Raw genomic sequence first — 23,431 nt, 5'->3', positions numbered from 1 at the left:
TTCGGCGGAAGGCGCACCCGGCCAGGGTAGCCGGGCGGCGTCCCGGGGCGTCACTCTGTCCCACGAATCGGACCGCATGCTGTTCAGGCGGTCGTCCGGGCTGTCGGCGTGCCGCAGAATTCCCCTGCGATCAAGCACGGGTCGGCATGGACCGATACTGTTCAGCATTGTCGAACCGAGGTGGAGGAGTACGGCGCGATGGCCAAGAACATCCAGTCGCTGGAGCGGGCAGCCGCGATGCTGCGTCTGCTGGCGGGCGGCGAGCGGCGGCTGGGACTGTCCGACATCGCCTCCTCCCTGGGCCTGGCCAAGGGCACCGCGCACGGCATCCTGCGCACGCTCCAGCACGAGGGCTTCGTCGAGCAGGACGAAGCGTCCGGCCGCTACCAGCTGGGGGCCGAGCTGCTGCGCCTGGGCAACAGCTATCTGGACGTCCACGAACTGCGGGCCCGCGCGCTGGTCTGGACGGACGACCTGGCCCGGTCCAGCGGCGAGAGCACCCACCTCGGCGTCCTGCACCAGCAGGGCGTCCTGATCGTCCACCACGTCTTCCGGCCCGACGACAGCCGCCAGGTCCTGGAGGTCGGGGCCATGCAGCCGCTGCACTCCACGGCCCTGGGCAAGGTCCTGTCGGCCTACGACCCGGTGGCCCACACGGAGGCCATGGAGGCGGAGCGGCAGTCCTTCACACCCCGCACCGTCACCGATCCGGAGGAGTTCGAGTCGATGCTCGACCTGATCCGGGCGCGGGGCTGGGCGGCCGACGTGGAGGAGACCTGGGAGGGCGTGGCCGCGGTGGCCGCCCCGATCCACGACCGGCGCCGGATGCCGGTGGGAGCCGTGGCCGTGACCGGAGCGGTGGAGCGGGTGTGCGCGGACGGCGAGCTGCGGCCCGAGCTGGTGGCGGCGGTACGGGACTGCGCCCGCGCGGTCTCCCGGGATCTGGGCGCCAGGCGCTTCTGAGCTCCCCGCGGGAGCGTCGGTAACGATCGAGTTATAGAACACACAACCCTTGACGCCTCATTCACCGGGGGGAAACACTGCCGTTCACCGGTCGGCATTGTCGAACGCCTAACGGAAATTCGCGTTAGGGTGTGACAGAGCCAAGGCCGGCAACGCCCTCACATGAGGGCGCGGACCACCGGAGGGACCCGGGGTTCGGCTTCCCTGGACGAAGGACAAAGGAGTCGCGGGTGTCCAGCTCCGACATCTTCATCGGCGAGACCATAGGTACCGCCGTACTCATCCTGCTCGGCGGCGGTGTCTGCGCCGCCGTCACGCTCAAGCGCTCGAAGGCACGGGACGCCGGCTGGCTCGCCGTCACCTTCGGGTGGGGCTTCGCCGTGCTGACCGGCGCCTATCTGGCCGGCGGCGTATCCGGCGCGCACCTCAACCCGGCCGTCACCATCGGTCTGGCGATCGAGGGCGGCACCAAGTGGAGCGACGTACCGCTCTACCTCGCCTCCGAGCTCCTCGGCGCGATGATCGGCGCCGTGCTGGTCTGGCTGGTCTACTACGGACAGTTCCGGGCCCATCTCACAGATCCGGAGATCCTGAGCGCCCATACGGGTGACGAGGGCATGGTCGACAAGGCCGCGGCCCCCAAGGCGGGACCGGTGCTCGGCATCTTCACCACGGGTCCCGAGATCCGCAACGCCGTACAGAACGTCGTCACCGAGATCATCGCCACGGTCGTGCTGGTCCTGGCCATCCTCACGCAGGGCCTCAACAACGACGGCAACGGCCTCGGCACGCTCGGCGCCCTGATCACCGCTCTGGTGGTCGTCTCCATCGGTCTCTCGCTCGGCGGCCCGACGGGTTACGCGATCAACCCGGTTCGCGACCTCGGTCCGCGTATCGTGCACGCGCTGCTTCCGCTGCCGAACAAGGGCGGATCCGACTGGGGCTACGCCTGGGTCCCCGTCGTCGGACCGCTCATCGGCGGCGCGCTCGCGGGCGGGCTCTACAACCTCGCCTTCGCGTGAGCCACAGGGCCCAGAGCCGTCACCCCCAAGACCACCCAGACTTCCGGGAGCACACCGTGACCGACGCACACACCACCGGCACCCACGGCACCGGGCCGTTCATCGCGGCCATCGACCAGGGCACCACCTCCAGCCGCTGCATCGTCTTCGACAAGGACGGCCGGATCGTCTCCGTCGACCAGAAGGAGCACGAGCAGATCTTCCCGAAGCCGGGCTGGGTCGAGCACGACGCGACCGAGATCTGGGAGAACGTCCAGGAGGTCGTGGCGAGCGCCATCGTCAAGGCCGGCATCACCGCCGCCGACGTGAAGGCGATCGGCATCACCAACCAGCGCGAGACCACCCTGCTCTGGGACAAGCACACCGGCGAGCCCGTCCACAACGCCCTCGTCTGGCAGGACACCCGCACCGACGCGCTCTGCAAGGAGCTCGGCCGCAACGTGGGCCAGGACCGCTTCCGCCGCGAGACCGGGCTGCCGCTCGCCTCGTACTTCGCCGGTCCCAAGGTCCGCTGGCTGCTCGACAACGTCGAGGGCCTGCGCGAGCGCGCCGAGCGCGGCGACATCCTCTTCGGCACCATGGACTCCTGGGTCATCTGGAACCTGACCGGCGGCACCGAGGGCGGCGTCCACGTCACCGACGTCACCAACGCCTCGCGCACGCTCCTGATGAACCTGCACCGCATGGCGTGGGACGACAAGATCCTCACCTCCATGGACATCCCGGCGGCGCTGCTGCCCGAGATCCGGTCCTCGGCCGAGGTGTACGGCCACGCCAAGGGAGGCGTGCTCGACGGTGTACCGGTCGCCTCCGCGCTCGGTGACCAGCAGGCCGCGCTGTTCGGCCAGACGTGTTTCGCCGAGGGCGAGGCCAAGTCCACGTACGGCACCGGCACCTTCATGCTGATGAACACCGGCGAGACGCCCGTCAACTCCTACAACGGGCTGCTGACCACGGTCGGCTACCAGATCGGCGACAAGAAGCCGGTCTACGCCCTGGAGGGCTCGATCGCCGTCACCGGTTCGCTGGTGCAGTGGATGCGCGACCAGATGGGCCTGATCCAGTCCGCGGCCGAGATCGAGACCCTGGCCTCGTCGGTCGAGGACAACGGCGGCGCGTACTTCGTGCCGGCGTTCTCCGGCCTCTTCGCCCCGTACTGGCGCCCCGACGCCCGCGGCGTCATCGCCGGCCTCACCCGCTACGTCACCAAGGCGCACATCGCCCGTGCCGTACTGGAGGCCACGGCCTGGCAGACCCGCGAGATCAGCGACGCCATGACCAAGGACTCCGGCGTCGAGCTGACCGCGCTCAAGGTCGACGGCGGCATGACCTCCAACAACCTGCTGATGCAGACGCTCGCCGACTTCCTGGACGCCCCCGTGGTGCGCCCGATGGTCGCCGAGACCACCTGCCTCGGCGCCGCCTACGCCGCCGGCCTGGCCGTCGGCTTCTGGCCCGACACCGACGCGCTGCGCGCCAACTGGCGCCGGGCCGCCGAGTGGACCCCCCGCATGGACGCGGACACCCGCGACCGCGAGTACAAGAGCTGGCTCAAGGCCGTGGAACGGACCATGGGCTGGCTGGACGACGAGGAGTAGACACCATGACCACCCTGCAGAGCGTCCCCGCCCTCGGGACGCACCCGGCCTCCGGCTCCCTTCCGAGCCGCGCCGAGACACGGGAGCAGCTTTCCAAGGCGACGTACGACCTCCTGGTGATCGGTGGCGGCATCCTGGGCATCTCCACCGCCTGGCACGCCGCGCAGTCCGGGCTGCGGGTGGCCCTGGTGGACGCGGGCGACTTCGCCGGCGCCACCTCCTCCGCCTCCTCCAAGCTGCTCCACGGCGGTCTGCGCTACCTGCAGACCGGTGCGGTGAAGCTGGTCGCGGAGAACCACTTCGAGCGCCGTGCGGTATCGCGTCAGGTGGCCCCCCACCTGGCCAACCCGCTCACCTTCTACCTCCCCGTGTACAAGGGCGGGCCGCACGGCGCGGCGAAGCTGGGCGCGGGTGTGTTCGCCTACTCGGCGCTGTCCGCCTTCGGGGACGGCGTCGGTCACGTGATCAGCCCGGCGAAGGCCCGGCGCGATGTGCCCGAGCTGCGTACGGACAACCTGAAGGCCGTCGCGGTGTACGGCGACGACCAGATGAACGACGCGCGGATGGCGCTGATGACGGTCCGCGCGGCCGTCGAGGCGGGCGCGACCGTCCTCAACCACGCGGCGGTGACCGGGCTGCGGTTCACCAAGGGCAGGGTGACGGGCGCCGACCTCCAGGACCGTCAGGACGGCCCCGAGTTCGGTGTGACCGCCCGGCTGGTGCTGAACGCCACCGGTCCGTGGGTCGACCACCTGCGGAAGATGGAGGACCCGAACGCGGCGCCTTCGATACGTCTGTCCAAGGGGGCGCACCTGGTGCTCAAGCGCACCCGCCCGTGGAAGGCCGCGCTGGCCACGCCCATCGACAAGTACCGCATCACGTTCGCCCTGCCGTGGGAGGACATGCTGCTGCTCGGCACGACGGACGAGGAGTACGAGGGCGACCCGGCGGATGTCGCGGTGACCGAGAAGGACACCGCGCAGATCCTGGACGAGGCGGCGTTCTCGGTCAGGGACCAGCAGCTGTCGCGTGATCTGATCACGTACTCCTTCGCGGGTCTGCGGGTGCTGCCGGGCGGGCCCGGTGACACCTCCAAGGCCAAGCGCGAGACGGTGGTGACCGAGGGCCGCGGCGGGATGCTGTCGGTCGCGGGCGGCAAGTGGACGACGTTCCGCCACATCGGCCGTACGGTGATGAACAAGCTGGCCGCGCTGCCCGGGCACCCCCTGGCCGAGGACATGGAGCCGATGGCCCGGCTGCCGAGGAAGCTTCCGCTGCCCGGGATCGCCAACCCCAACGCGGTGGCGCACCGGCTGCTGGTCGACGGCGGTACGCCGGGTCCGCGGATGGCGGCCGACACGGCACGGCACCTGGCCACGCACTACGGTTCGCTGTCCTTCGACATCGCCCGGCTGGCCAACGAGAACCCGGAGCTCGGCCGGCGCATCCACCCCGACGCGCCGGAGATCTGGGCGCAGGTCGCCTACGCGCGCGACCACGAGTGGGCCGAGACCGCGGACGACGTGCTGCGTCGCCGGACGACGCTGACGATCCGGGGCCTGGCGACGGACGACATCCGGGCCGGCGTCGAGTCGATGCTGGACGACCGCAGGAGCTGAGCCATCGGGGAGGGGGCGGCGTCCATGGACGCCGCCCCCTCTTTTCGCGGTGCGGGTGCCGGTTCACCGCAGGGCCGTTCAGGACTACTCCGTACGGATCCGGGCGAATCGGCGTGGCTTGTTCGCACCGCTCGGGCCGAAGGGCGCGCCGGCCGTCGGCGGCAACGCATAATGGTGCGATACATCGGATGTCTGGAGGTCGCCCATGGCTGTCACTGACGAGGCCATCGAGAAGATCAAGGAAATGATCGTCTCGGGTGCGCTACGGCCCGGCGATCGTCTCCCCAAGGAGAGCGAACTCGCCGCGGAGCTCGGTCTGTCCCGCAACTCGCTGCGGGAGGCGGTGCGCGCCCTGTCGCTGATCCGCATTCTCGATGTGCGCCAGGGCGACGGCACCTACGTCACCAGTCTCGATCCGCAGCTGTTGCTGGAGGCGCTGAGTTTCGTGGTGGACTTCCACCGCGACGACACGGTGCTGGAGTTCCTGGCGGTCCGCCGGATCCTGGAGCCGGCCGCGACCGCGATGGCGGCGAGCCGGATCAGTGAGGAGCAGCTGGACGCGCTGAGCGCCCAGCTGGACGCGCTGGGCGAGCGCCCGTCGGTCGAGGAACTGGTGGCCTGCGATCTGGAGTTCCACCGCGGCATCGTGCAGTCGTCCGGCAACTCGGTGCTGTGCTCTCTGCTCGACGGGCTGTCTGGCCCGACGACCCGGGCGCGGGTGTGGCGCGGTCTGACCCAGGAGGACGCGGTGAGCCGCACGCTCCACGAGCACCGGGCGATCGTCTCGGCGCTGCGGGACCGCGACGCGGAGGCCGCGCGGGCGTGGGCGACGGCGCATGTGGCGAGTGTCGAGCAGTGGCTGCGGTCGACGCTCTAGCCGCGGAGGTGGGGCCGGGGCTCCGGTCCTCAGACGCCGGACGGGCAGATTCAGCCCGTCCGGCGTCTGTGGGCGCCCCCGTTCTCAGTCCTGTTCCTCGCGGCTCGCGTAGCGCGAGGCGACCAGGGCGATGATGATGATGGCTCCGTTGAGGAACTTCTCCCACTGGCCCGGAACACCGGCCAGGGTCATCACGTTGACGACCAGCCGGAGGGTGAGTACGCCGGTGAGCGCGCCGAAGATGGTGCCGCGGCCTCCCTTCAGACCGATTCCGCCGATCACGGCCGCCGCCATGACCTCGAAGATCATGTCCTTGCCCTGCGTGGCCCCGACCGATCCGTAGTGACCGGTGTAGAGGATGCCCGCGAAGGCCGCGAGCAGCCCGCCGACCGCCAGGACGATCCAGGTGATCCGGTCGACCCGGATGCCGGCGGCCCGTGCCGCCTCAGGATTGCCGCCGATCGCGTAGAGCGAGCGCCCGTGGCGCGTCCAGGCCAGCGCCGCACCGCCGACGGCGAACAGCACCAGGCAGATCCAGACAGCCGCCGGAGCTCCGAACCAGGAGGCCTTGCCCAGGTACCTGAAGGAGGGCGGGACGTCGATGATCGACTTGCCCTCGGAGATGCCGTTGTGAAGACCGCGCAGCATCATCAGCATGCCGAGCGTCGCGATGAAACCGTTGACCCGCAGCTTCAGCATCAGGAAGCCGTTGAACGCGCCGATCGCCATTCCGGCGAGGAGGCAGAGCGGGATCGCCATCCAGCCGGGCATCACCCCCACACCCGCGAATCGATCGCTGTCGGCGGGCAGGACCAGCCACAGCGCGATGACCGGTGCGATGCCGATCGTCGACTCCAGCGACAGGTCCATCCGTCCGCAGATCAGGATGAAGGCCTGAGCCAGCACGAGCAGGCTGAGCTCGGAGGACTGCTGGACGACGTTGATCAGGTTTTCCGACGTCAGGAACACCGGCGAGACGATGAACCCGATGAGCATCACCACCAGGATCACCGGCACCAGCGAGAAGTCGCCCCACCGGATCAGCTTCAGCCGGTTCAGCGGGCCGTCGCCCGCGAGCGGGCCCTTCAGCGCGCTCTCGATCTCTTCGGCCGCCGGGGGCCTCACCGTGCCGGTCATTGCCTTTCCCCCACACCTTCCATGGCGGCGACGAGTTCTCCGTCGGCCCACCCGCTTGCGAATGTCGCGACCACACGCCCGTGGAACAGGGCGAGTACGCGGTCACAGACCCGTAGGTCTTCCAGCTCGTCGGAGATGATCACCGCCGCGTTGCCCTCGTCGGCGACCTGCCGTACGACCCCGAGCAGCGAGTCCTTGGACTTGATGTCCACACCCGCGGTGGGCCGGACCGCCACCAGCACGCTGGGCTTGCGGGCCAGCGCGCGGGCGACCACCACCTTCTGCTGGTTGCCGCCGGAGAGCCCGGAGACGGCCTGCTCGGGCCCCTGGGTCTTGATGTCCAGCGAGCTGATCATGGCCCGGGCGAACTCCCGGGTCCGGGAGGGCAGTACGGTCCCCCACGGGCCGAGCTGGTCGGTCACCGTGAGGGTGGCGTTCTCGGCGACGCTGCGCCCGAGGACGAGGCCCTGGTCGTGCCGGTCCTCGGGGATGTAGCCGATGCCGGCATCCAGCGCGTGCGGCACGCTTCCCGCACGCACGGTCGTGCCGTGCACCCGGACGGTGCCGCCGTCCGCCTTGCGCATGCCCGCCAGCACCTCGCCCAGTGCGGTGTTGCCGCTGGCCGCGGAACCGGCGAGGCCGAGCACCTCACCGGGGCGCACCTGGAGGTCCAGGGGTTCGAACCAGCCGTCCAGGTTGAGGCCTTGCGTACGCAGAACGGGCTCCGTGGACAGGTCGGGTGGCGTGGCCGCGCGGGACGCGTGCCAGGCGACGGCGCCGTCGGACTTCTCCCCCGTCATCGCCGACACCAGGTCGTCCTTCGTGACGTCGGCCACCGGGGCGGTCATGACGTGGCGGGCGTCCCGGTAGACGGTGACCGCCGTGCACAGCTCGTACACCTCCTGCAGGTGGTGGGAGATGAAGAGGAACGCCACTCCCTGCTCCTGCAGTTCCCGGAGCTTGTCGAAGAGCCGCCCGATACCGCGGGCGTCGAGCTGTGCGGTCGGCTCGTCGAGGATGATCAGCCGGGCGCCGAAGGACAGCGCCCGGGCGATCTCGACGAACTGCCGCTGCTCCACGGCGAGGTCGCGCGCCCGGGTGTTCGGGTCGACCTGCACTCCGTAGTCGGCGAGGAGCCGCTCGGCGCGTCTGCGCAGCCTTCCCCAGCTGATCCAGCGGGAATTCTCGTCGAACCGGTTGAGGAAGAGGTTCTCCGCGACGGTCAGGTCGGGGACGACCATCGATTTCTGGTAGACGCAGGCGACCCTCGACTGCCAGGCCTTGGTGTCCCCGAAGGCGGGCGCGGGCTCCCCGCCGAACGTGACGGTGCCCGCGTCCGCCTTGTGGAGTCCGGTCAGTACGCTGACCAGCGTCGACTTGCCCGCGCCATTGCGTCCGACGAGTGCGTGCGACTCACCGGGGCGCACCGTGAGCTTCACCCCGTCGAGCGCCACGGTCGGCCCGAAGCGCTTGACGACGCCTTCCGCCTGTACGGCAGGTGGTGGTCCCTGGTCCATGACTAGCTCTTCTTCTCCAGCTGGTTGGCCCACAGCTTCGGGTCGTCGACGTTGTCCTTCGTCACCAGCGGCGCGGGGAGCTGGTCCTCGAAGCCGTTCGGGATCTTGATGATGTTCGAGTCGTGGTCGGTGGGGCCCTCCTTGAAGGTCTTGCCCTCCAGGGCCGCCTTGGCGTAGTACAGCGCGTACTTCGCGTACAGGTCGGCGGGCTGGGAGATCGTCGCGTCGATCTTCCCGGCCTTGATCGCGTCGAACTCCTCCGGAATGCCGTCGTTGGAGATGATCGTGATGTGGCCCGGGGTACCGGCCGGCTTCAGCAGCTTCTTCTGTTCCAGCAGCGCGAGGGTGGGCTGGAGGAAGACGCCGCCCGCCTGCATGTAGATGCCGTTGATGTCGGGGTGCGCGGCCAGGGTGGACTGGAGCTTGGCGGACGCGACGTCGCCCTTCCACTCGGTGGCCAGCTCGAAGACCTCGATGCCGGGGAAGTCCTTGTCCATGCAGGCCTTGAAGGCCTCGGACCGGTCACGGCCGTTGATGGAGGACAGGTCGCCCTGGAACTCGACGACCTTGCCCTTGCCCTTCAGCTGCTCGCCGAGGTACTTGCAGGCGTTCGTCCCGTACGCCTTGTTGTCGGCCCGCACCACCATGTAGATGTCGCCCTTGTCGGGGCGGGTGTCGACGCTGATGACGGGGATCTTCTTCTCGTTCAGCGTGTTGAGCGACTCGGTGATCGCGCCCGTGTCCTGCGGGGCCATCACCACCGCCTTGGCGCCCTGGTCGGCGAAGGTCTGGACGTTGGCGACGAGCTTGCCGATGTCGTTCTGGGAGTTGGTCAGCGGCAGTGCCTTCACCTCGCCGTCCTTCACCCCCTTCTCGACGTAGGTCTGGTAGGAGTTCCAGAAGTCGCTGTCGCTGCGCGGCAGGTCGATGCCGACCTTCTCGCTGCCCGCGCCGCTGTCCGACGATTCGCGGTTGCAGCCCGCGAGGGCAGTGACGGCCAGCAGTACGGCGCAGGCCGCCGCACTCGTCGTACGCACTCTCATTGGTGTCCCGTTCCTTTGTGGAGTAGCGGCTCGAAGGATCTGATGGCGTTGCGGGGGTGCGTGCTGCGAGAGGTGCGGTCCCGGCCCTCCGGTGCGGACCGCGCGTCCCGGTTTCAGCTGTCGGCGGGGCGCAGGCGCAGTCCCTGCATGCCGCCGTCGACGGCCAGTGCCGTGCCCGTCACGGAGGCCGCGGCCGGACTGGCGAGGTAGAGGATCGCTGCGGCCACCTCGTCGGCGGAGACCAGCCGGCCCAGCGGCTGCCGGGCGTTGAGGGCCGCGCGTTCGGCGGCCGGGTCATCGGCGCGGCCGAGCAGCCGGCCGATCCACGGGGTGTCCGCGGTGCCCGGGTTGACGCAGTTGACGCGGACGCCCTCGCGGACGTGGTCGGCGGCCATCGCCAGTGTCAGGGAGAGGACGGCGCCTTTGCTCGCGCTGTACAGGGCGCGCTGGGGCAGCCCCGCGGTCGCGGCGATGGAGCAGGTGTGGGTGATCGATACGGCGCCGGGGCGCTCGGCGGCGGCCCTGCGCAGGTGCGGCAGGGCGTGCCGGGCGGTGCGGACCATGCCGAGGACGTTGATGTCCAGGACCCGGGTCCACTCGTCGTCGTCGTTGTCCTCCACGCTGCCGATGGAGCCGATGCCCGCGTTGGACACGAGCGTGTGCAGGGAACCGAATTCCGCGGCGGCGCGGTCCACACCCTCGCGGACGGCGGCGTTGTCGGTGACGTCCGCCGTGACGGCGAGGACGCCCTCGGGCGCCCCTGCCGTCTCCCGGTCGAGGACCGCGACGCGGGCGCCGCGCTCCAGCAGCATGGTCGCGACGGCGGCCCCGATGCCGGAGGCGCCGCCCGTCACCAGAGCGTTCATTCCCTCGAAGTCGTGTGTGCCGGTCATCGGCCGTCCTCCTCATCGGTGCGGCGGGCCTGCCATACGGGGCCCTCCGGGTAGCGGTGTGCGGCGATCGACTCGGGGTGCATCCGGGCGGAGAAGCCCGGCGCCGCCGGAGCGGTGTAGCGCCCGGACTCGATCACGGTGGGGTCGACGAAGTGTTCGTGGAGGTGGTCGACGTACTCGATCACCCGGTCCTCCCAGGTGCCGGAGACCGCCACGTAGTCGAACATCGACAGGTGCTGGACCAGCTCGCACAGTCCGACACCGCCCGCGTGCGGGCAGACGGGCACGCCGAACTTGGCGGCGAGCAGCAGGATCGCCAGGTTCTCGTTGACGCCGGCGACGCGTGCCGCGTCGATCTGGACGAAGTCCACCGCTCCGGCCTGGAGCAGCTGCTTGAACACGACGCGGTTGGCGACGTGTTCGCCGGTGGCGACCTTGACCGGCTGGCCGGCGCGCACGGCCGCGTGGCCGAGGACGTCGTCGGGGCTGGTCGGCTCCTCGATCCAGTGCGGGTCGTACGGCGCGAGCGCGGTCATCCACTCCACCGCGTCGGCGACGTCCCAGCGCTGGTTGGCGTCGACGGCGATCCGTACGTCGGTGCCGACGGCCTCCCGGGCGAGCGAGAGCCTGCGGACGTCGTCGCCGATGGTGCCGCCGACCTTCAGCTTGATCTGGGTGAAGCCGTCGGCGACGGCCTCCTTCGCCAGCCGCACCAGCTTGTCGTCGGAGTAGCCGAGCCAGCCGGGCGAGGTGGTGTAGGCCGGATATCCCTCGGCGCGCAGCCGCTCCGCGCGCTCGCCCCGGCCCGGCTCGGCGGCGCGCAGGATCGCGAGCGCCTCCTCGGGGGTGAGGGCGTCGGTGAGGTACCGGAAGTCGACGAGGGAGACGAGCTCCTCGGGCGTCATCCCGGCCAGGAACTCCCAGACGGGTCTCCCCGCGTGCTTGGCCGCCAGGTCCCACGCGGCGTTGAGGACCGCGCCGGCCGCCATGTGCATCACGCCCTTCTCGGGGCCTAGCCAGCGCAGTTGCGAGTCGTGGGTGAGGTCGCGGTACAGCTCGCCGAGGTCGGCAGCGGTCCGGGGCACCGGACGGCCGGTCAGGTAGGGCCGCAGCGCCTCGATGGCGGCGGCCATCACCTCGTTGCCGCGCCCGATGGTGAAACAGAAGCCATGTCCCTCGACAGGGCCGTCGTCACCGTCCGCGGCGTCGGTGCGCAGGACGACGTAGGCGGCCGAGTAGTCGGGGTCGGGGTTCATGGCGTCCGAACCGTCCAGTTGTTCCGAGGTCGGAAAACGGATGTCGTGGACCTCGAAATCCGTGACGGTCTGACTCATGTGCGCCCCCAGGGGAAATAACATCGGACCTCTGCTCTGGTCATCCGATGTATAGCGCCCTGAAGGCCCCAACGTCCAGGGTTGAGCGGAAACTGACCCGCACAGCTCGGATGTATAACGCCACCGCTTGCTCGGCTTCGACCGGTGACACACCCGGGCAGACCGGCTTCGTCCCACGGTGTGCAAGGGCTTCGGCGGGAGTGGCCGGAAGCCGTAAGGTTGTTCCGTACGCAAGGGAACTTCGGAAGGAGGCCTGGGTGATCGAGCTCGAGGGCGTTCCCGAGCTGATCGACCCGGTCATGGTGGCCGCGTTCGAGGGGTGGAACGACGCAGGTGACGCCGCCTCCACGGCGGTCGCGCACCTGGACCGGGAGTGGAAGGGCGAGGTGTTCGCGGCGCTGGACGCCGAGGACTACTACGACTTCCAGGTCAACCGCCCGACGGTCTGGCTGGACGGCGGGGTGCGCAAGATCACCTGGCCGACCACCCGGCTCTCCGTGGTCCGCATCGGCGGCGACAAGCCCCGCGACCTCGTCCTGGTGCGGGGCATCGAGCCGTCGATGCGCTGGCGCTCGTTCTGCAACGAGATCCTGGGCTTCGCCCATGAACTGGGCGTCGAGATGGTGGTGGTGCTCGGTGCGCTGCTCGGCGACACCCCGCACACCCGGCCGGTGCCGGTCAGCGGTGTCACGTCCGACCCGGATCTGGCACGGACCATGGACCTGGAAGAGACGAAGTACGAGGGTCCGACCGGCATCGTCGGCATCCTCCAGGAGGCGTGCACGCACGCGGGTGTGCCCGCGGTGAGTCTGTGGGCGGCGGTGCCGCACTACGTCTCGCAGCCGCCCAACCCGAAGGCCACCCTGGCGCTGCTGAACCGCCTGGAGGACCTCATCGGGCTGCGCATTCCCCTGGGTGAACTGCCCGAGGACGCACGCGCCTGGCAGCTGGGCGTCGACCAGCTGGCCGCCGAGGACAGTGAAGTGGCGGAGTACGTACAGACGCTGGAGGAGGCCCGGGACACCGCGGAGCTGCCCGAGGCGAGCGGTGAGGCCATCGCCCGGGAGTTCGAGCGCTATCTGAGGCGCCGGGACCCCGGTCCCGCCCAGGCCCCGGGCGGGCACGCCACGGAGAGCGGTGACGGCTCGTACCTGCGTGATCCGCCGAGCGGCCGGGCCCGGCCGCCGAAGCCGTCCAGGCCCGAGACCGGCCCCGGGAAGGGTGCCCCGCCGGCCGGCGGTACCGCGAGCAGCGGGCCACCGGAGCCACCGGAGGATTCGTCGGACGGCTCCCCGGACGATCCCTCCGAGGACTGAGACGGGCAGCGCGGAGCCGGGCGGGTGCGTACCCGCCCGGCTCCCCTGCGTCGCTTCCGGCATTCAGGAACAGACGAAGCGCGCCGCGCCCCAGTCCCCGTGGTCGCCGGTCTTGGACCCGTTGGTGTCCGTGACCTTCAGACGCACGTGCCGCGCGCCGTCGAGCGGCACGTCGACCGGCACCGTCGCCGACGCTCCGGTCACCTTGGGCGAGGTCCACAGCACCTTGCCGTCGGCCTCGACGGAGAACGCCACTTCGCCGTAGCCGTTGATCTCGTCGTCGATCCCGGCGTCGGCGGTGAACTTCGAGCACTGTCCGCCGAGGTAGACCTCGATGTCGGAGTCGGCATGGGTGCCGATCCCCTTCTCGTACACCTTCCCGGCCAGGGTCAGCGGGTGTCCGTCCGCGGCGCCCGATTCGCCGTTGCTGCGGTCGCGCTCCGCCGGCCCGTACCCGTTGGTGGAGGTCAGCCACTCCAGGTCGCTCGCCCAGGCCTCACCGGTGGGCGGCGCCGGCATCACGGCCGGGGCGAAGCGCTGGAGCGCCGTGCGGGACTCGCCCGCCGAGCGGTAGCGCGTGAGCGCGGTGATCCGCGCCTCGCCCACCTTCGCGTCCTTCGCCGGGGTGACCCGCACCTCGACCCGCCGGGTCGTGCCGGCCCTGATCCGGTCCACGGCGGGAGCCGGAGTGGACCGCCAGCCCTCGGGGACGTCGAGCGAGACCACGGCGTCCGTGACATCGGCCGAGCCCGCGGTGACGTCGACGGCGACGGTGCCCGTGGCCCCCGCGCCGATCTCCTGCCCCTGGGGCGCGGAGAGGACGGCTGCCGCGGCGGCGTCACGCCCGCCGATCGCACTGGTGTTCTCCAGCTTCACGGAGAACTTCTTGCCGGTGGACAGCGGGGCGGTCTTGATCTTCACCACACCGCCGCGGTCGTCGCGGTCGTACCACCAGCCCTGCTTCGCGGCCGCGTACGCGGCGGCCGAGTCCAGCCGGGGCAGCTTGCCGGAGAGCTTCACCGCACTGGGCGCGGAACCGGTGTGCACGCTGAACTCGTACGGGCGGGTGGCCTGCTTCCCGGTGAACTTCCCCTTGCTCGCACCGATGTCCACGGTGACGTCGCCCCCGCCCTCGGCAGGTGCGCGGACGTCGGCCCGCTGGGTGGCGTACGCGCCGTCGCGGTGCTGCCGGGTCACGCCGTCGTCCTCGTACAGCGTGAAGGAGGAACGGCCCTGCGGGTAGATGTCCCACGCGAGCGCGGAGGTGGCGGTGCGGTCCTTGTACGAACGGATGCCCGGCCACATCGGCACAGCGGCACCGCCCTTGACGAACAGCGGCAGCGTGTCGAGCGGAGCGCTGTAGTCGTCGACGGTGACCGGCCCCTGGTATGTCCGCCCGCTCCAGTAGTCGGTCCAGGTGCCCTTCGGCAGGTAGATGCCGTCGCGCTCGGTGCTGTCCTGGTAGACGGGGGCGACGAGGAAGTCCTCGCCCGACATGAACTCGTACTTCGCCGCGTCCGTCGCCGCCCTGGGGTCGTCCGGGTACTCCAGCGCCAGCGGGCGGACCATGCCGACACCGGTCTTCGTCGCCTCGTGGGCGTAGGAGTACTGGTAGGGCAGCAGCGACTCCTTGAGCTTGAGGTAGTCGCGGTTGACCGAGGTGTACGGCTCTCCGTAGCGGAAGGGCTGCTTGTCGCTGGCCGCCCAGCCGTCCATGGTCATCGTGGTGCCCAGGAACATCTTCCACTGGAGGTCACGGGTGTACGTCTTGGCGCTGCCGCCGAAGATGCCGTCGACGTCACCGGTGGTGTAGGCGAGACCGGACATCGTGGCGCCCGCGTAGGTCGGGATCTGCCAGCGGATGTAGTCCCAGGTGCCGTACTGGTCGCCGGACCACTGGACACCGCAGCGCTGCGCGCCCGACCAGCTCTCGGGGGCGTAGGTGAAGCCGCGGGCGTCGCTGTTGTCCTCGATGCCCTTGTACGCGTCCTTGCAGCCGTCGAGGGCGAACTTGTAGCCCTCGCCGACCCAGGCCACGTCCAGCTTGGCCACGCGCTGGCCGGCCTTGACCTGGTCGGCGATCTTGTCGATGCCGTCCTCGGTCCACAGGCCGAGCTCCATGTCGCGGTCCTGGAGCCCCTTCGCGGTCTTTGCGAGGTCCTCGTACCCGCAGCCGTAGCCGTCGTTGACGAGCATCCAGCCGTTCGGCATGTCGTTCTCGGCATAGCCGTCGGCGACCTTCAGCGCGTCCAGGGTCCGGCGCTCACCGCGGTTGGCGTTGTGCAGGTAGCAGTCGGAGTCGCCCATCTCCAGTCCGTAGACCGGGGGCATGAACGGCTTGCCGGTCAGCTTCGTGTACTGGCCGATGACGTCCTTGGCGCTGTCACCCGCGAAGTAGTAGGCGTCGAAGCGGCTTTCCTGCTCGGTGGTGCTCACCGGGTCGGTGAAGGCATAGGTGCCCGGCGCGAAGGTGTTGCGGAAGACCCCGTAGCCGGCCGTCGAGAGGTAGAACGGCACCGAGTTGGGGTGCCCGCCGTCGTCCCAGTCGTAGTCGACGCCGACCTCGACGGTCTTGTCCCGGTGCGAGGTGTTGCCGCGGCCGTTCTGCATGCCGGCGCCGTAGAACTGCTCGTCGGCGCCGCGGGCCAGGGTCTGGGTGGTCTTCTCGCCGTCCCAGCTCAGCCCCTTCGCCTCGGACCAGACCTGACTGCCGTCGGCCCGGTACAGGGCGAACCGCAGAGGCGACTTGTAGACACGCAGGGTGACGTCGCCCGTGGAGAGGTCGTAGCGGTCGGCCCGCTCCTTCCACCGGGTGCGGGGCGGAGCCCCCTGCGGCAGCACGATGGCGTCGCCCGCGGGGTCCTCGAACGTGCCGTCGGGGGCGAGTTCGATACGGAAGGTCTCCTCGGACACGAAGCTGACGCGGGCCTTCGCGGCGCCCGCGCTCAGCCGGTAGACGGGCCCGTCGGCCGTGAAGCCGGTCAGGTCCCCGACCGTCGTGCCGACCGGTTCGGCCGGCTCCGCCGCCTGTGCGCTGCCTGGTCCGGAGACCGCGGCGAGCAAGCCCAGCAGCGCTGCAACTACTGCCCCTCTGATGCGCGTTGTTGATTGCATAGAGTGCTTTTAGCGCAGCATCGAGCATTTGACCATGGACAAAACGGAACCGGCCCCGAACTTCATCAAGAAGTTCGGGGCCGGTGAACGGACGTCGTACGGCGGGCAGTTACAGAGCGACACCGAGCAGGGCGTCGACAGTGCGCGAGACGAGACCCGGAGCACCCTCGTCCGTGCCGCCCTCGGCGGTCTGCCGCTCCGCCCAGCGGTCCACGGCGGCCAGGGCCGTCGGGGCGTCCAGGTCGTCGGCGAGGGCCTCACGGACCTCCTGCACCAGCGCGTCGGCGGACAGCCCGTCGGGCCGGGAGACGGCGGCGCGCCACCGGGCGAGCCGTGCCACCGCGTCGGCGAGCACCTGGTCGGTCCACTCCCAGTCGGAGCGGTAGTGGTGCGAGAGCAGGGCGAGGCGGATCGCCGCCGGGTCCACGCCGTCGCGGCGCAGCGCCGAGACGAAGACCAGGTTGCCCTTCGACTTGGACATCTTCGCGCCGTCCAGGCCGACCATGCCGGCGTGCACGTACGCCTGGGCGAACGGATGCTCGCCGGTCAGCACCTGGGCGTGCGAGGCGCCCATCTCGTGGTGCGGGAAGGCGAGGTCGGAGCCGCCTCCCTGGACGTCGAAGCCCATGCCGAGGTGGTCCAGGGCGATGGCGACGCACTCGATGTGCCAGCCGGGCCGGCCGGCGCCGAGCGAGGCCCCGTCCCAGCTCGGCTCGCCCTCGCGGGCGGCCATCCAGAGCATCGGGTCGAGCGGGTTCTTCTTGCCCGGACGGTCCGGGTCGCCGCCGCGTTCGGCGGAGAGCAGGCGCATCGCGTCGGCGTCCAGGTTGGAAACCTCGCCGAAGTGCGGGTCGGTGTCGACGGAGAAGTACACATCGCCGTCGAGTTCGTAGGCGGCGCCCGCGTCCCGGAGCCGTTCGACGAGCGGCACGATGCCGGGTATCGCCTCGACGGCTCCGATGTAGTGCTGCGGCGGGAGCATGCGCAGGGCAGTCATGTCCTCACGGAACAGGGCCGTCTCGCGCTCGGCGAGCTCGGTCCAGTCCTGTCCGTCGCGCACGGCCCGCTCCAGTAGCGGGTCGTCCACGTCGGTCACGTTCTGGACATAGTGAATCTGCCGCTTGGTGTCGAGCCACACGCGCTGAACGAGGTCGAACGCGTTGTAGGTCGCCGCATGACCCATGTGGGTCGCGTCGTACGGCGTGATGCCGCAGACATAGATGCGGGCGACGGGACCGGGGTCAAGGGTGATCCGTCCGCCGGTCGCGGTGTCGTGGATCCGAAGGTCGCGGCCCTTGCCAGGCAGGGCGGGGACCTCAGAAGCGGGCCAGGCATGCATGCCACGAGCGTAACCGGACGCGGCTTCCGGATACGAACCGGAGGGGTGATCCTGACCGAAGACGCACTCTTGTGTCCCGGCCGGGAAGGTGCATGCCCAGGCGGCTCCCGGGGCCCGGCGGCGGTCACGGGGGCTTGATCACACCGGTGGCCACGGGATGGCCGGCCACTCGCCGCTCGGCTCACGGTGCAGTCCCGTGCCCCGCAGCGCCGCCACCCGGGCCCGCAGGGCCTCGATCTCGGCGGCGGTGATCAGTTCGCCCAGCCGGGTGACCAGCGCGGCCCCCGGCTCCAGCTCCGCTGCCAGCCGGTCCAGCACCTCGACGGCCTCCGCCGTCAGCGGCTCCCCGGCCCACCCCCACAGCAGTGTGCGCAGCTTGTCGTCCGCGTTGAAGGTCACACCGTGATCGATGCCGTACAGCCGGCCGTCGGGCGCGGGCAGCAGATGACCGCCCTTGCGGTCGCCGTTGTTGATCACGGCGTCGAGCACCGCGAGCCGTCGCAGCCGCGGATCGTCCGCGTGCACCAGCAGCGCCGTCTTCCCCTCCGCCACCTCGGCGAGGGCGACGGGCTTCCAGCCCTCGCCCGGCTCCTCGTCCTCGATGAGCGCGAGCAGCCCGGGGTCGTCCTCGTCCTGCGGGGCCGCCTCGATCCAGAGCTGGCACATGCCCTGGCCGTACGGGCCGTCCCGGAGCACGGTCGGGGGCACCAGGCCCCATCCCGTGACCTCGGAGACCTCGTAGGCGGCCACCTCGCGCTGGGCGAGGGTGCCGTCGGGGAAGTCCCACAGGGGCTGCTCGCCCGCCACCGGCTTGTAGACGCACGTCGCCTCCTCACCCTCGTACGCGACCGAGCAGTAGAGCACCGCGTTGGACGCCCCGCGGACCTGTCCGAGGACCGTGAGCCGCCCCTTGCCGAGCAGGGTGATCAGCCGGTCGTCGGTCAGGCCCCGCGGCGGTATCCGTTCTGGCGCGGGCATACGTGTCCTTCCGGGTCGAGCGGCAGGCTGCACAGCGGGCACGGGGGGCGGCCGGCGTTCACGACGTCCAAGGCGCGTTTGGCGAAGGCCCGGGCCTGCGCGCCGCTGAGCCGGACCCGGAGCATCGGCGGGCCGTTCTCCTCGTCCTGGAGCAGCCGTTCCTCGGCCTCGGCGAGGTCCTCCACGGACTCCGCGTCCAGTTCGACCAGGGCCTGCGCCTCGACGATCATGCGCTGTTCGTCGCCGTCCCAGGCGAGCGCCATGGTGCCGACCCGGAACTCCTCCTCGACGGGGACGTCGAGCGGAGCGGTGTCGGTGACGTCCATCGGGGCGACGACGGGGACCGGCGAGTTACCGCCGGTGCGCCGCACCACTTCGTCGAGCAGTTCGTCCACCCGCTCGGCGAGCGCGGCGACTTGGGTCTTCTCCAGGGCCACGCTGGTGACACGTCCGCCTGAGGATGCCTGCAGGAAGAACGTACGACGTCCAGGCAGCCCGACCGTACCGGCCACGAAACGGTCCGGGGGGTCGTAGAGGAACACCTGACGGGACACGTCCTGTCTCCCTTGAAAATTGACGGCATATGAGGGTCGGCCGGGGCCCGGGAGAGTCCTCCCGGTAAGGCGCCTGCGGCGCGTCCACCCTACTGCGCGGAGCGATCACGGTGCCCCAGCGCCGCCGCCGACCGCCGCGTCCCCTTCGCCGCCGGTCCGCGCACCCGGCCCGGCGCTCGCGTCCGGCGCCGGTTCGCGGGGCGCCAGCGAGGCGAGATCGCCCGTGTCGCCGAGGCGCAGCAGGAACGGGCGCAGCCTGGTGTAGCGGATCGCGGTGACGGAACACGGGTCGGCGTGGACGCGCTGGAAGAGGTCCAGGTGCATGCCGAGGGCGTCGGCGACGAGTGACTTGATGATGTCGCCGTGGGAGCACATCACGTAGACGGCGTTCTCGCCGTGCTCCGCCTCGATCCTCGCGTTCCAGTCCCGTACCGCGTCGACGGCGCGTGCCTGCATCGCCCGCATCGACTCGCCGCCCGGGAAGGCCGCGGCGGAGGGGTGCTGCTGGACGACCGTCATCAGCGGCTCGTCGGTGAGCTCCGCGAGCTTGCGCCCCGACCAGTCGCCGTAGTCGCACTCGCTGATCCGCTCCTCGGTGTGCGGCTCCAGCTCCGGCCGGGCGGCGAGCAGCGGCGCGAGTGTCTCGCGGCAGCGTTGCAGAGGGCTGCTGACGGCGGCGACGAGGGGCAGGGCGGCCAGCCGGCCGGGGAGTGCGGCGGCCTGCTCGGTGCCGCGTTCGTCGAGCGCGACACCGGGGGTGCGGCCGGCGAGCACCCCGGAGGTGTTGGCGGTGGAGCGTCCGTGGCGTACGAGGATCAGGGTCGGCATACCGGCAAGCGTAGGGCCTCCCCAAAGGTGCGCCGGGGGCCGGAGCAGGGAAGAATGCGCGCGTGATCGTGGACTGTGCCATTTACCGCGACGGACGCCGCACCGACGGCCCCGCCGATTTCTCCGATGCCCTGGACGAGGCGCGGGCCTACGGCGACGCGTTCCTCTGGATCGGCCTGCACGAGCCGACGGAGAAGGAGTTCGAACTGGTCAGCAGCGAGTTCGGGCTGCATCCGCTCGCGGTGGAGGACGCGCTGTCGGCGCACCAGCGGCCGAAGCTGGAGGTGTACGACGACTCGCTGTTCGCGGTGATCAAGCCGATCGTGTACGAGCACGAGAGCGACACCGTCAGCGCGGGCGAACTGATGGTGTTCATAGGCGACTCGTTCGTGGTGACGGTCCGGCACGGCGAGGGCGCACCCCTGGCCGCGGTCCGCCGCCGTCTGGAGGCCGAGACCGATGTGCTCAAGCACGGGCCGACGGCGGTCCTGTACGCGATCAGCGACGCGGTCGTGGACCACTACATCGATGTCGCGGGTGAGCTCCAGGTCGACCTGGAGGAGCTGGAGACGCGGGTCTTCGCCCCGGACGGCAGCGGCGACTCCAAGAGCACCGCGGCCCGCATCTACACCTTCAAGCGCCAGGTGCTGGAGTTCCGCCGGGCGACGGTCCCCCTGGCCGCGCCCATGGCCCGGCTGGCGAGCGCCGGGGTGCCGTTCGTCCACGAGCACTCGCAGCCGTTCTTCCGGGACGTCCAGGACCACCTGACACGCGCCAACGAGCAGGTGGAGGGGCTGGACCGGCTGCTCTCCGACATCCTGTCCGCGCATCTCGCGCAGATGGGGGTGCGGCAGAACGACGACATGCGCAAGATCTCGGCCTGGGCGGCGATGGCCGCCGTGCCGACCATGGTGGCGGGGATCTACGGCATGAACTTCGAGCACATGCCGGAGCTGCGGTGGGTCTGGGCGTACCCGGCCGTCATCCTGCTGATGGCGGGCGCGGTCGTCGGGCTGTACCGCCAGTTCAAGCGCCGCGGCTGGCTCTGACGACCGGATGAGCGGGCCGGTAGCCCGCGCTCAGGCGAATTCGGGCGCCGGTGCGACCGGTCCGCCCAGCGCGTCGGCCGTCCCGGGAGGCGCCAGACTGACCATGCGCCGCCAGCCGAGGAGCCGCTCGTACGCGTACACGGCGTGAATCCCCGCCGCGAGCGCCGCGGCCCTGGCCCGGGACCAGCCCAGGACGCGGCCCATGTGCTCCATCACGGCCAGGCTGACGTCCCGGTACACCCGGATCTCGGCGAGGGCGCACACGCGCAGGGTGTGCTGGATCGTCCGGCCGTGGCCGGCCGCCGCGAAGCGCAGGAGCTCCTCGTGGCAGTACGCGAGGTGGTTGTCCTCGTCGTTCGAGATCATCCTGACCGCGCGGCCCAGGTCGGGGTGGTCGGCGAAGTACCTGAGCAGCAGCCGCATCTGCTCGGACGCGCGCTGTTCGGTCACCCGGCTGTGGGCGAGGTAGGTGATGATGTCGTGCTCGGTGAGGGGTTCCTCGCGTCCCAGCTGCTCGTGGGCGAGTCCGATGCCGTGCTTCTCCAGGAGCATCGTGTAGTCGGTGTCCTCCGGGACCGGGACCGCTGTCAGCCCGCGCTTCCTCAGCAGGGCGTGGAAGATCCGCCCGTGCTTGTCCTCGTCGGCGCCGTGCCGGGCGATCTTCGGGGCGAGCGCGCGCTGGCTCGCGGGCACGAGGGCCGCGATCCGGCCGTTCTCCCAGCCGCCCTGGGACTCCCCGCTGGCGGCGATGGAGCAGAACAACCGGAACGAGCCGTCGTCGTCGAGAATCTCCTGGAACAGGTTCTTTGCCGAGAGCATCACTGCCACCTCCGTGCGGGCGTCCGCCGTGCGACAGTCAAATGCGCCCGGCCCGGGTGGGCAACAGGAGCGCTCACACCCTGGGCCGAACGGGTGACCCACGCCGGCTGCGCACCCCATGTGGCGAACCGTTTCCGCACAGGCCCCGTAACCCAACCGCCCCGCTCGCGTTGTTCCTCGTGACGGCCGTGGCGGGGAGGACCCCCGAGCCCCCACCACGGCCGTAGTGCTGCCCGGCCCCGGGCCTCCGCGGTCCGCCCTAGGCGAGCCCGGAGCGCTCCAGCGCGTCGGTGCCGGCCCGCAGCGCGGCGATGCGCTCGTCGAGCGTGAAGCCCGCGGGGGCGAGGGTCAGGGTCGTGACGCCCGCGGCCGCGTACGCCTGCATCCGGTCGGCGATCCGCTCCACCGATCCCAGCAGCGTGGTCTGGTCGATCAGCTGGTGCGGAACGGCGGCCGCCGCCCCGGCCTTGTCGCCGGACAGGTACTTCTCCTGGATCTCGGCGGCTTCCTTCTCGTACCCCATGCGCTGGGCGAGCTGGTTGTAGAAGTTCTGCTTGGGGCTGCCCATGCCGCCGACGTACAGCGCGGTGTACGGCCGGAACATGTCGGCGAGGCCCTTGACGTCGTCGCCGACGGCGAGCGGCAGCGTCGGGCAGACGTCGAAGCCGTCCATCGTCCGGCCGGCCTTCTCGCGCCCCGCCCGCAGATACCTCATCGCGGTGTCCTCGAGGTGGTCGGCGGACGGGAAGATCAGCAGGGCGCCGTCGGCGATCTCGCCGGTCTGCTCCAGGTTCTTGGGCCCGATCGCGGCGATGTACAGCGGGATGTGCTCGCGCTGCGGGTGGACGGTCAGCTTGATCGGCTTGCCAGGACCGCCGGGCAGCGGCAGCGTCCAGTGCTGCCCCTCGTACGAGAGGCGCTCGCGGGCCATCGCCTTGCGGACGATCTCGACGTACTCCCGGGTGCGGGCGAGCGGCTTGTCGAACTTGACGCCGTACCAGCCCTCGGAGACCTGTGGCCCGGACACCCCGAGGCCGAGGCGGAAGCGGCCGCCGGAGAGGGAGTCGAGGGTCGCCGCGGTCATGGCCGTCATGGCGGGCTGACGGGCCGGGATCTGCATGATCGCGGAGCCGACGTCGATGGACTCGGTCTGCGCGGCGACCCAGGACAGGACGGTCGGCGCGTCGGAGCCGTACGCCTCGGCCGCCCAGCAGACGTCGTAGCCGAGCCGGTCGGCCTCCTGCGCGACGGCGAGGTTGTCGCCGTCCATTCCCGCACCCCAGTAACCGAGATTGATGCCGAGCCGCATAGCCGCTCCCCTTACTGATCAGTAACGTCCCTTTGCTCCGGACTCTAGCGCGCGGCAGGGCGATTCGGCAGGGGCCACCCGGGCCCCGGTTGTCCCCGGGCCTGCGACGCGTGGGGCCATGG

General features: G+C 70.6%; 19 protein-coding genes. 7 read left to right on the top strand and 12 right to left on the bottom strand.

Annotation, left to right across the window (positions count from 1 at the left end; translation table 11 throughout):
* Nucleotides 1-198 precede the first annotated feature (198 nt).
* The 5 genes from ACFYPA_RS32380 to ACFYPA_RS32360 all read left to right on the top strand — a co-directional run bounded on the left by ACFYPA_RS32380 (nt 199) and on the right by ACFYPA_RS32360 (nt 6,079).
* Nucleotides 199-963 (top strand): IclR family transcriptional regulator, encoded by a 765-nt coding sequence (locus ACFYPA_RS32380; RefSeq protein ID WP_359085946.1) that lies wholly within the window; start codon nt 199-201, stop codon nt 961-963.
* Nucleotides 964-1,193: 230 nt separating this feature from the next.
* Nucleotides 1,194-1,985, top strand: coding sequence for an MIP/aquaporin family protein (locus tag ACFYPA_RS32375; protein ID WP_359085947.1), 792 nt, complete (start codon nt 1,194-1,196; stop codon nt 1,983-1,985).
* Nucleotides 1,986-2,041: 56 nt separating this feature from the next.
* Entirely contained in the window at nt 2,042-3,583 is a 1,542-nt protein-coding gene (glpK, locus tag ACFYPA_RS32370; RefSeq protein WP_359085948.1) for a glycerol kinase GlpK, read from the top strand.
* Between the two features lie 5 nt (nt 3,584-3,588).
* Nucleotides 3,589-5,202 (top strand): FAD-dependent oxidoreductase, encoded by a 1,614-nt coding sequence (locus tag ACFYPA_RS32365; RefSeq protein ID WP_389135926.1) that lies wholly within the window; start codon nt 3,589-3,591, stop codon nt 5,200-5,202.
* A gap of 205 nt (nt 5,203-5,407) precedes the next feature.
* Nucleotides 5,408-6,079, top strand: coding sequence for a FadR/GntR family transcriptional regulator (locus ACFYPA_RS32360; protein ID WP_359085950.1), 672 nt, complete (start codon nt 5,408-5,410; stop codon nt 6,077-6,079).
* 84 nt (nt 6,080-6,163) lie between these two features.
* Here the strand turns inward: ACFYPA_RS32360 and ACFYPA_RS32355 are convergent, their stop codons facing one another.
* From ACFYPA_RS32355 to ACFYPA_RS32335, 5 genes are all read right to left on the bottom strand, one after another.
* Nucleotides 6,164-7,216, bottom strand: a complete 1,053-nt coding sequence (locus tag ACFYPA_RS32355) for an ABC transporter permease (RefSeq protein ID WP_359085951.1) — start codon at nt 7,214-7,216, stop codon at nt 6,164-6,166.
* The gene (locus tag ACFYPA_RS32350) at nt 7,213-8,733 is read right to left on the bottom strand and encodes a sugar ABC transporter ATP-binding protein (RefSeq protein WP_389135922.1); all 1,521 of its coding nucleotides are present in this window, start codon (nt 8,731-8,733) and stop codon (nt 7,213-7,215) included. Before ACFYPA_RS32350 ends, ACFYPA_RS32355 begins: the two co-directional genes overlap by 4 nt.
* Nucleotides 8,734-8,735: 2 nt before the next feature.
* Nucleotides 8,736-9,776 carry a sugar ABC transporter substrate-binding protein gene (locus tag ACFYPA_RS32345; RefSeq protein ID WP_359353018.1) on the bottom strand — a complete coding sequence of 347 codons (1,041 nt, stop codon included), beginning with the start codon at nt 9,774-9,776 and terminating at the stop codon, nt 8,736-8,738.
* A 113-nt stretch (nt 9,777-9,889) separates the two neighbouring features.
* Nucleotides 9,890-10,669, bottom strand: coding sequence for an SDR family oxidoreductase (locus tag ACFYPA_RS32340; protein WP_359085954.1), 780 nt, complete (start codon nt 10,667-10,669; stop codon nt 9,890-9,892).
* Entirely contained in the window at nt 10,666-12,003 is a 1,338-nt protein-coding gene (locus tag ACFYPA_RS32335; protein WP_389135917.1) for an L-fuconate dehydratase, read from the bottom strand. The genes ACFYPA_RS32340 and ACFYPA_RS32335 overlap by 4 nt, the downstream gene beginning before the upstream one ends.
* A 257-nt stretch (nt 12,004-12,260) precedes the next feature.
* Here ACFYPA_RS32335 and ACFYPA_RS32330 point away from each other — a divergent pair, with 257 nt between their 5' ends.
* Nucleotides 12,261-13,319, top strand: a complete 1,059-nt coding sequence (locus ACFYPA_RS32330; protein WP_359315968.1) for a PAC2 family protein — start codon at nt 12,261-12,263, stop codon at nt 13,317-13,319.
* A gap of 63 nt (nt 13,320-13,382) precedes the next feature.
* On the opposite strand, the gene ACFYPA_RS32325 is transcribed toward ACFYPA_RS32330, so the two are convergent.
* The 5 genes from ACFYPA_RS32325 to ACFYPA_RS32305 form a co-directional block, all read right to left on the bottom strand.
* Nucleotides 13,383-16,433 (bottom strand): NPCBM/NEW2 domain-containing protein, encoded by a 3,051-nt coding sequence (locus ACFYPA_RS32325; RefSeq protein WP_389135914.1) that lies wholly within the window; start codon nt 16,431-16,433, stop codon nt 13,383-13,385.
* Between the two features lie 109 nt (nt 16,434-16,542).
* Complete coding sequence (mshC, locus tag ACFYPA_RS32320; protein ID WP_359085958.1) at nt 16,543-17,772, bottom strand: cysteine--1-D-myo-inosityl 2-amino-2-deoxy-alpha-D-glucopyranoside ligase; 1,230 nt, start codon at nt 17,770-17,772, stop codon at nt 16,543-16,545.
* 138 nt (nt 17,773-17,910) lie between these two features.
* Nucleotides 17,911-18,750: an SCO1664 family protein gene (locus ACFYPA_RS32315; protein WP_359315962.1), complete on the bottom strand. Its 840-nt coding sequence runs from the start codon at nt 18,748-18,750 to the stop codon at nt 17,911-17,913.
* Nucleotides 18,714-19,304 (bottom strand): DUF3090 domain-containing protein, encoded by a 591-nt coding sequence (locus ACFYPA_RS32310; RefSeq protein ID WP_359085960.1) that lies wholly within the window; start codon nt 19,302-19,304, stop codon nt 18,714-18,716. Before ACFYPA_RS32310 ends, ACFYPA_RS32315 begins: the two co-directional genes overlap by 37 nt.
* Before the next feature lie 105 nt (nt 19,305-19,409).
* Entirely contained in the window at nt 19,410-20,132 is a 723-nt protein-coding gene (locus ACFYPA_RS32305; protein WP_359315959.1) for a histidine phosphatase family protein, read from the bottom strand.
* A 62-nt stretch (nt 20,133-20,194) separates the two neighbouring features.
* Between ACFYPA_RS32305 and corA the strand changes: the two genes are divergently transcribed.
* Nucleotides 20,195-21,181, top strand: coding sequence for a magnesium/cobalt transporter CorA (gene corA / locus ACFYPA_RS32300; RefSeq protein WP_359085962.1), 987 nt, complete (start codon nt 20,195-20,197; stop codon nt 21,179-21,181).
* A gap of 30 nt (nt 21,182-21,211) precedes the next feature.
* Here corA and ACFYPA_RS32295 read toward each other — a convergent pair whose 3' ends face one another.
* Both ACFYPA_RS32295 and ACFYPA_RS32290 read right to left on the bottom strand, forming a co-directional pair.
* A complete protein-coding gene (locus ACFYPA_RS32295) occupies nt 21,212-22,000 on the bottom strand; it encodes a ferritin-like domain-containing protein (RefSeq protein ID WP_359315956.1) in 789 nt (262 codons plus the stop codon).
* 259 nt (nt 22,001-22,259) lie between these two features.
* Entirely contained in the window at nt 22,260-23,309 is a 1,050-nt protein-coding gene (locus ACFYPA_RS32290; protein WP_359085964.1) for an LLM class F420-dependent oxidoreductase, read from the bottom strand.
* Nucleotides 23,310-23,431: the final 122 nt, after the last annotated feature.

It is taken from the genome of Streptomyces sp. NPDC005775 (genome assembly GCF_042871565.1).
Lineage (GTDB): Bacteria > Actinomycetota > Actinomycetes > Streptomycetales > Streptomycetaceae > Streptomyces.
This window is presented reverse-complemented; position numbering and strand designations above follow the sequence as displayed.

What these genes read in the sequence shown, in the direction of transcription:
- ACFYPA_RS32380 (WP_359085946.1), top strand. Translation starts at nt 199, where the DNA reads ATGGCCAAGAACATCCAGTCGCTGGAGCGGGCAGCCGCGATGCTGCGT.
- ACFYPA_RS32365 (WP_389135926.1), top strand. Translation starts at nt 3,589, where the DNA reads ATGACCACCCTGCAGAGCGTCCCCGCCCTCGGGACGCACCCGGCCTCC.
- ACFYPA_RS32360 (WP_359085950.1), top strand. Translation starts at nt 5,408, where the DNA reads ATGGCTGTCACTGACGAGGCCATCGAGAAGATCAAGGAAATGATCGTC.
- ACFYPA_RS32355 (WP_359085951.1), bottom strand. Translation starts at nt 7,216, where the DNA reads ATGACCGGCACGGTGAGGCCCCCGGCGGCCGAAGAGATCGAGAGCGCG.
- ACFYPA_RS32350 (WP_389135922.1), bottom strand. Translation starts at nt 8,733, where the DNA reads ATGGACCAGGGACCACCACCTGCCGTACAGGCGGAAGGCGTCGTCAAG.
- ACFYPA_RS32345 (WP_359353018.1), bottom strand. Translation starts at nt 9,776, where the DNA reads ATGAGAGTGCGTACGACGAGTGCGGCGGCCTGCGCCGTACTGCTGGCC.
- ACFYPA_RS32340 (WP_359085954.1), bottom strand. Translation starts at nt 10,669, where the DNA reads ATGACCGGCACACACGACTTCGAGGGAATGAACGCTCTGGTGACGGGC.
- ACFYPA_RS32335 (WP_389135917.1), bottom strand. Translation starts at nt 12,003, where the DNA reads ATGAGTCAGACCGTCACGGATTTCGAGGTCCACGACATCCGTTTTCCG.
- ACFYPA_RS32325 (WP_389135914.1), bottom strand. Translation starts at nt 16,433, where the DNA reads ATGCAATCAACAACGCGCATCAGAGGGGCAGTAGTTGCAGCGCTGCTG.
- mshC (WP_359085958.1), bottom strand. Translation starts at nt 17,772, where the DNA reads ATGCATGCCTGGCCCGCTTCTGAGGTCCCCGCCCTGCCTGGCAAGGGC.
- ACFYPA_RS32315 (WP_359315962.1), bottom strand. Translation starts at nt 18,750, where the DNA reads ATGCCCGCGCCAGAACGGATACCGCCGCGGGGCCTGACCGACGACCGG.
- ACFYPA_RS32305 (WP_359315959.1), bottom strand. Translation starts at nt 20,132, where the DNA reads ATGCCGACCCTGATCCTCGTACGCCACGGACGCTCCACCGCCAACACC.
- ACFYPA_RS32295 (WP_359315956.1), bottom strand. Translation starts at nt 22,000, where the DNA reads ATGCTCTCGGCAAAGAACCTGTTCCAGGAGATTCTCGACGACGACGGC.
- ACFYPA_RS32290 (WP_359085964.1), bottom strand. Translation starts at nt 23,309, where the DNA reads ATGCGGCTCGGCATCAATCTCGGTTACTGGGGTGCGGGAATGGACGGC.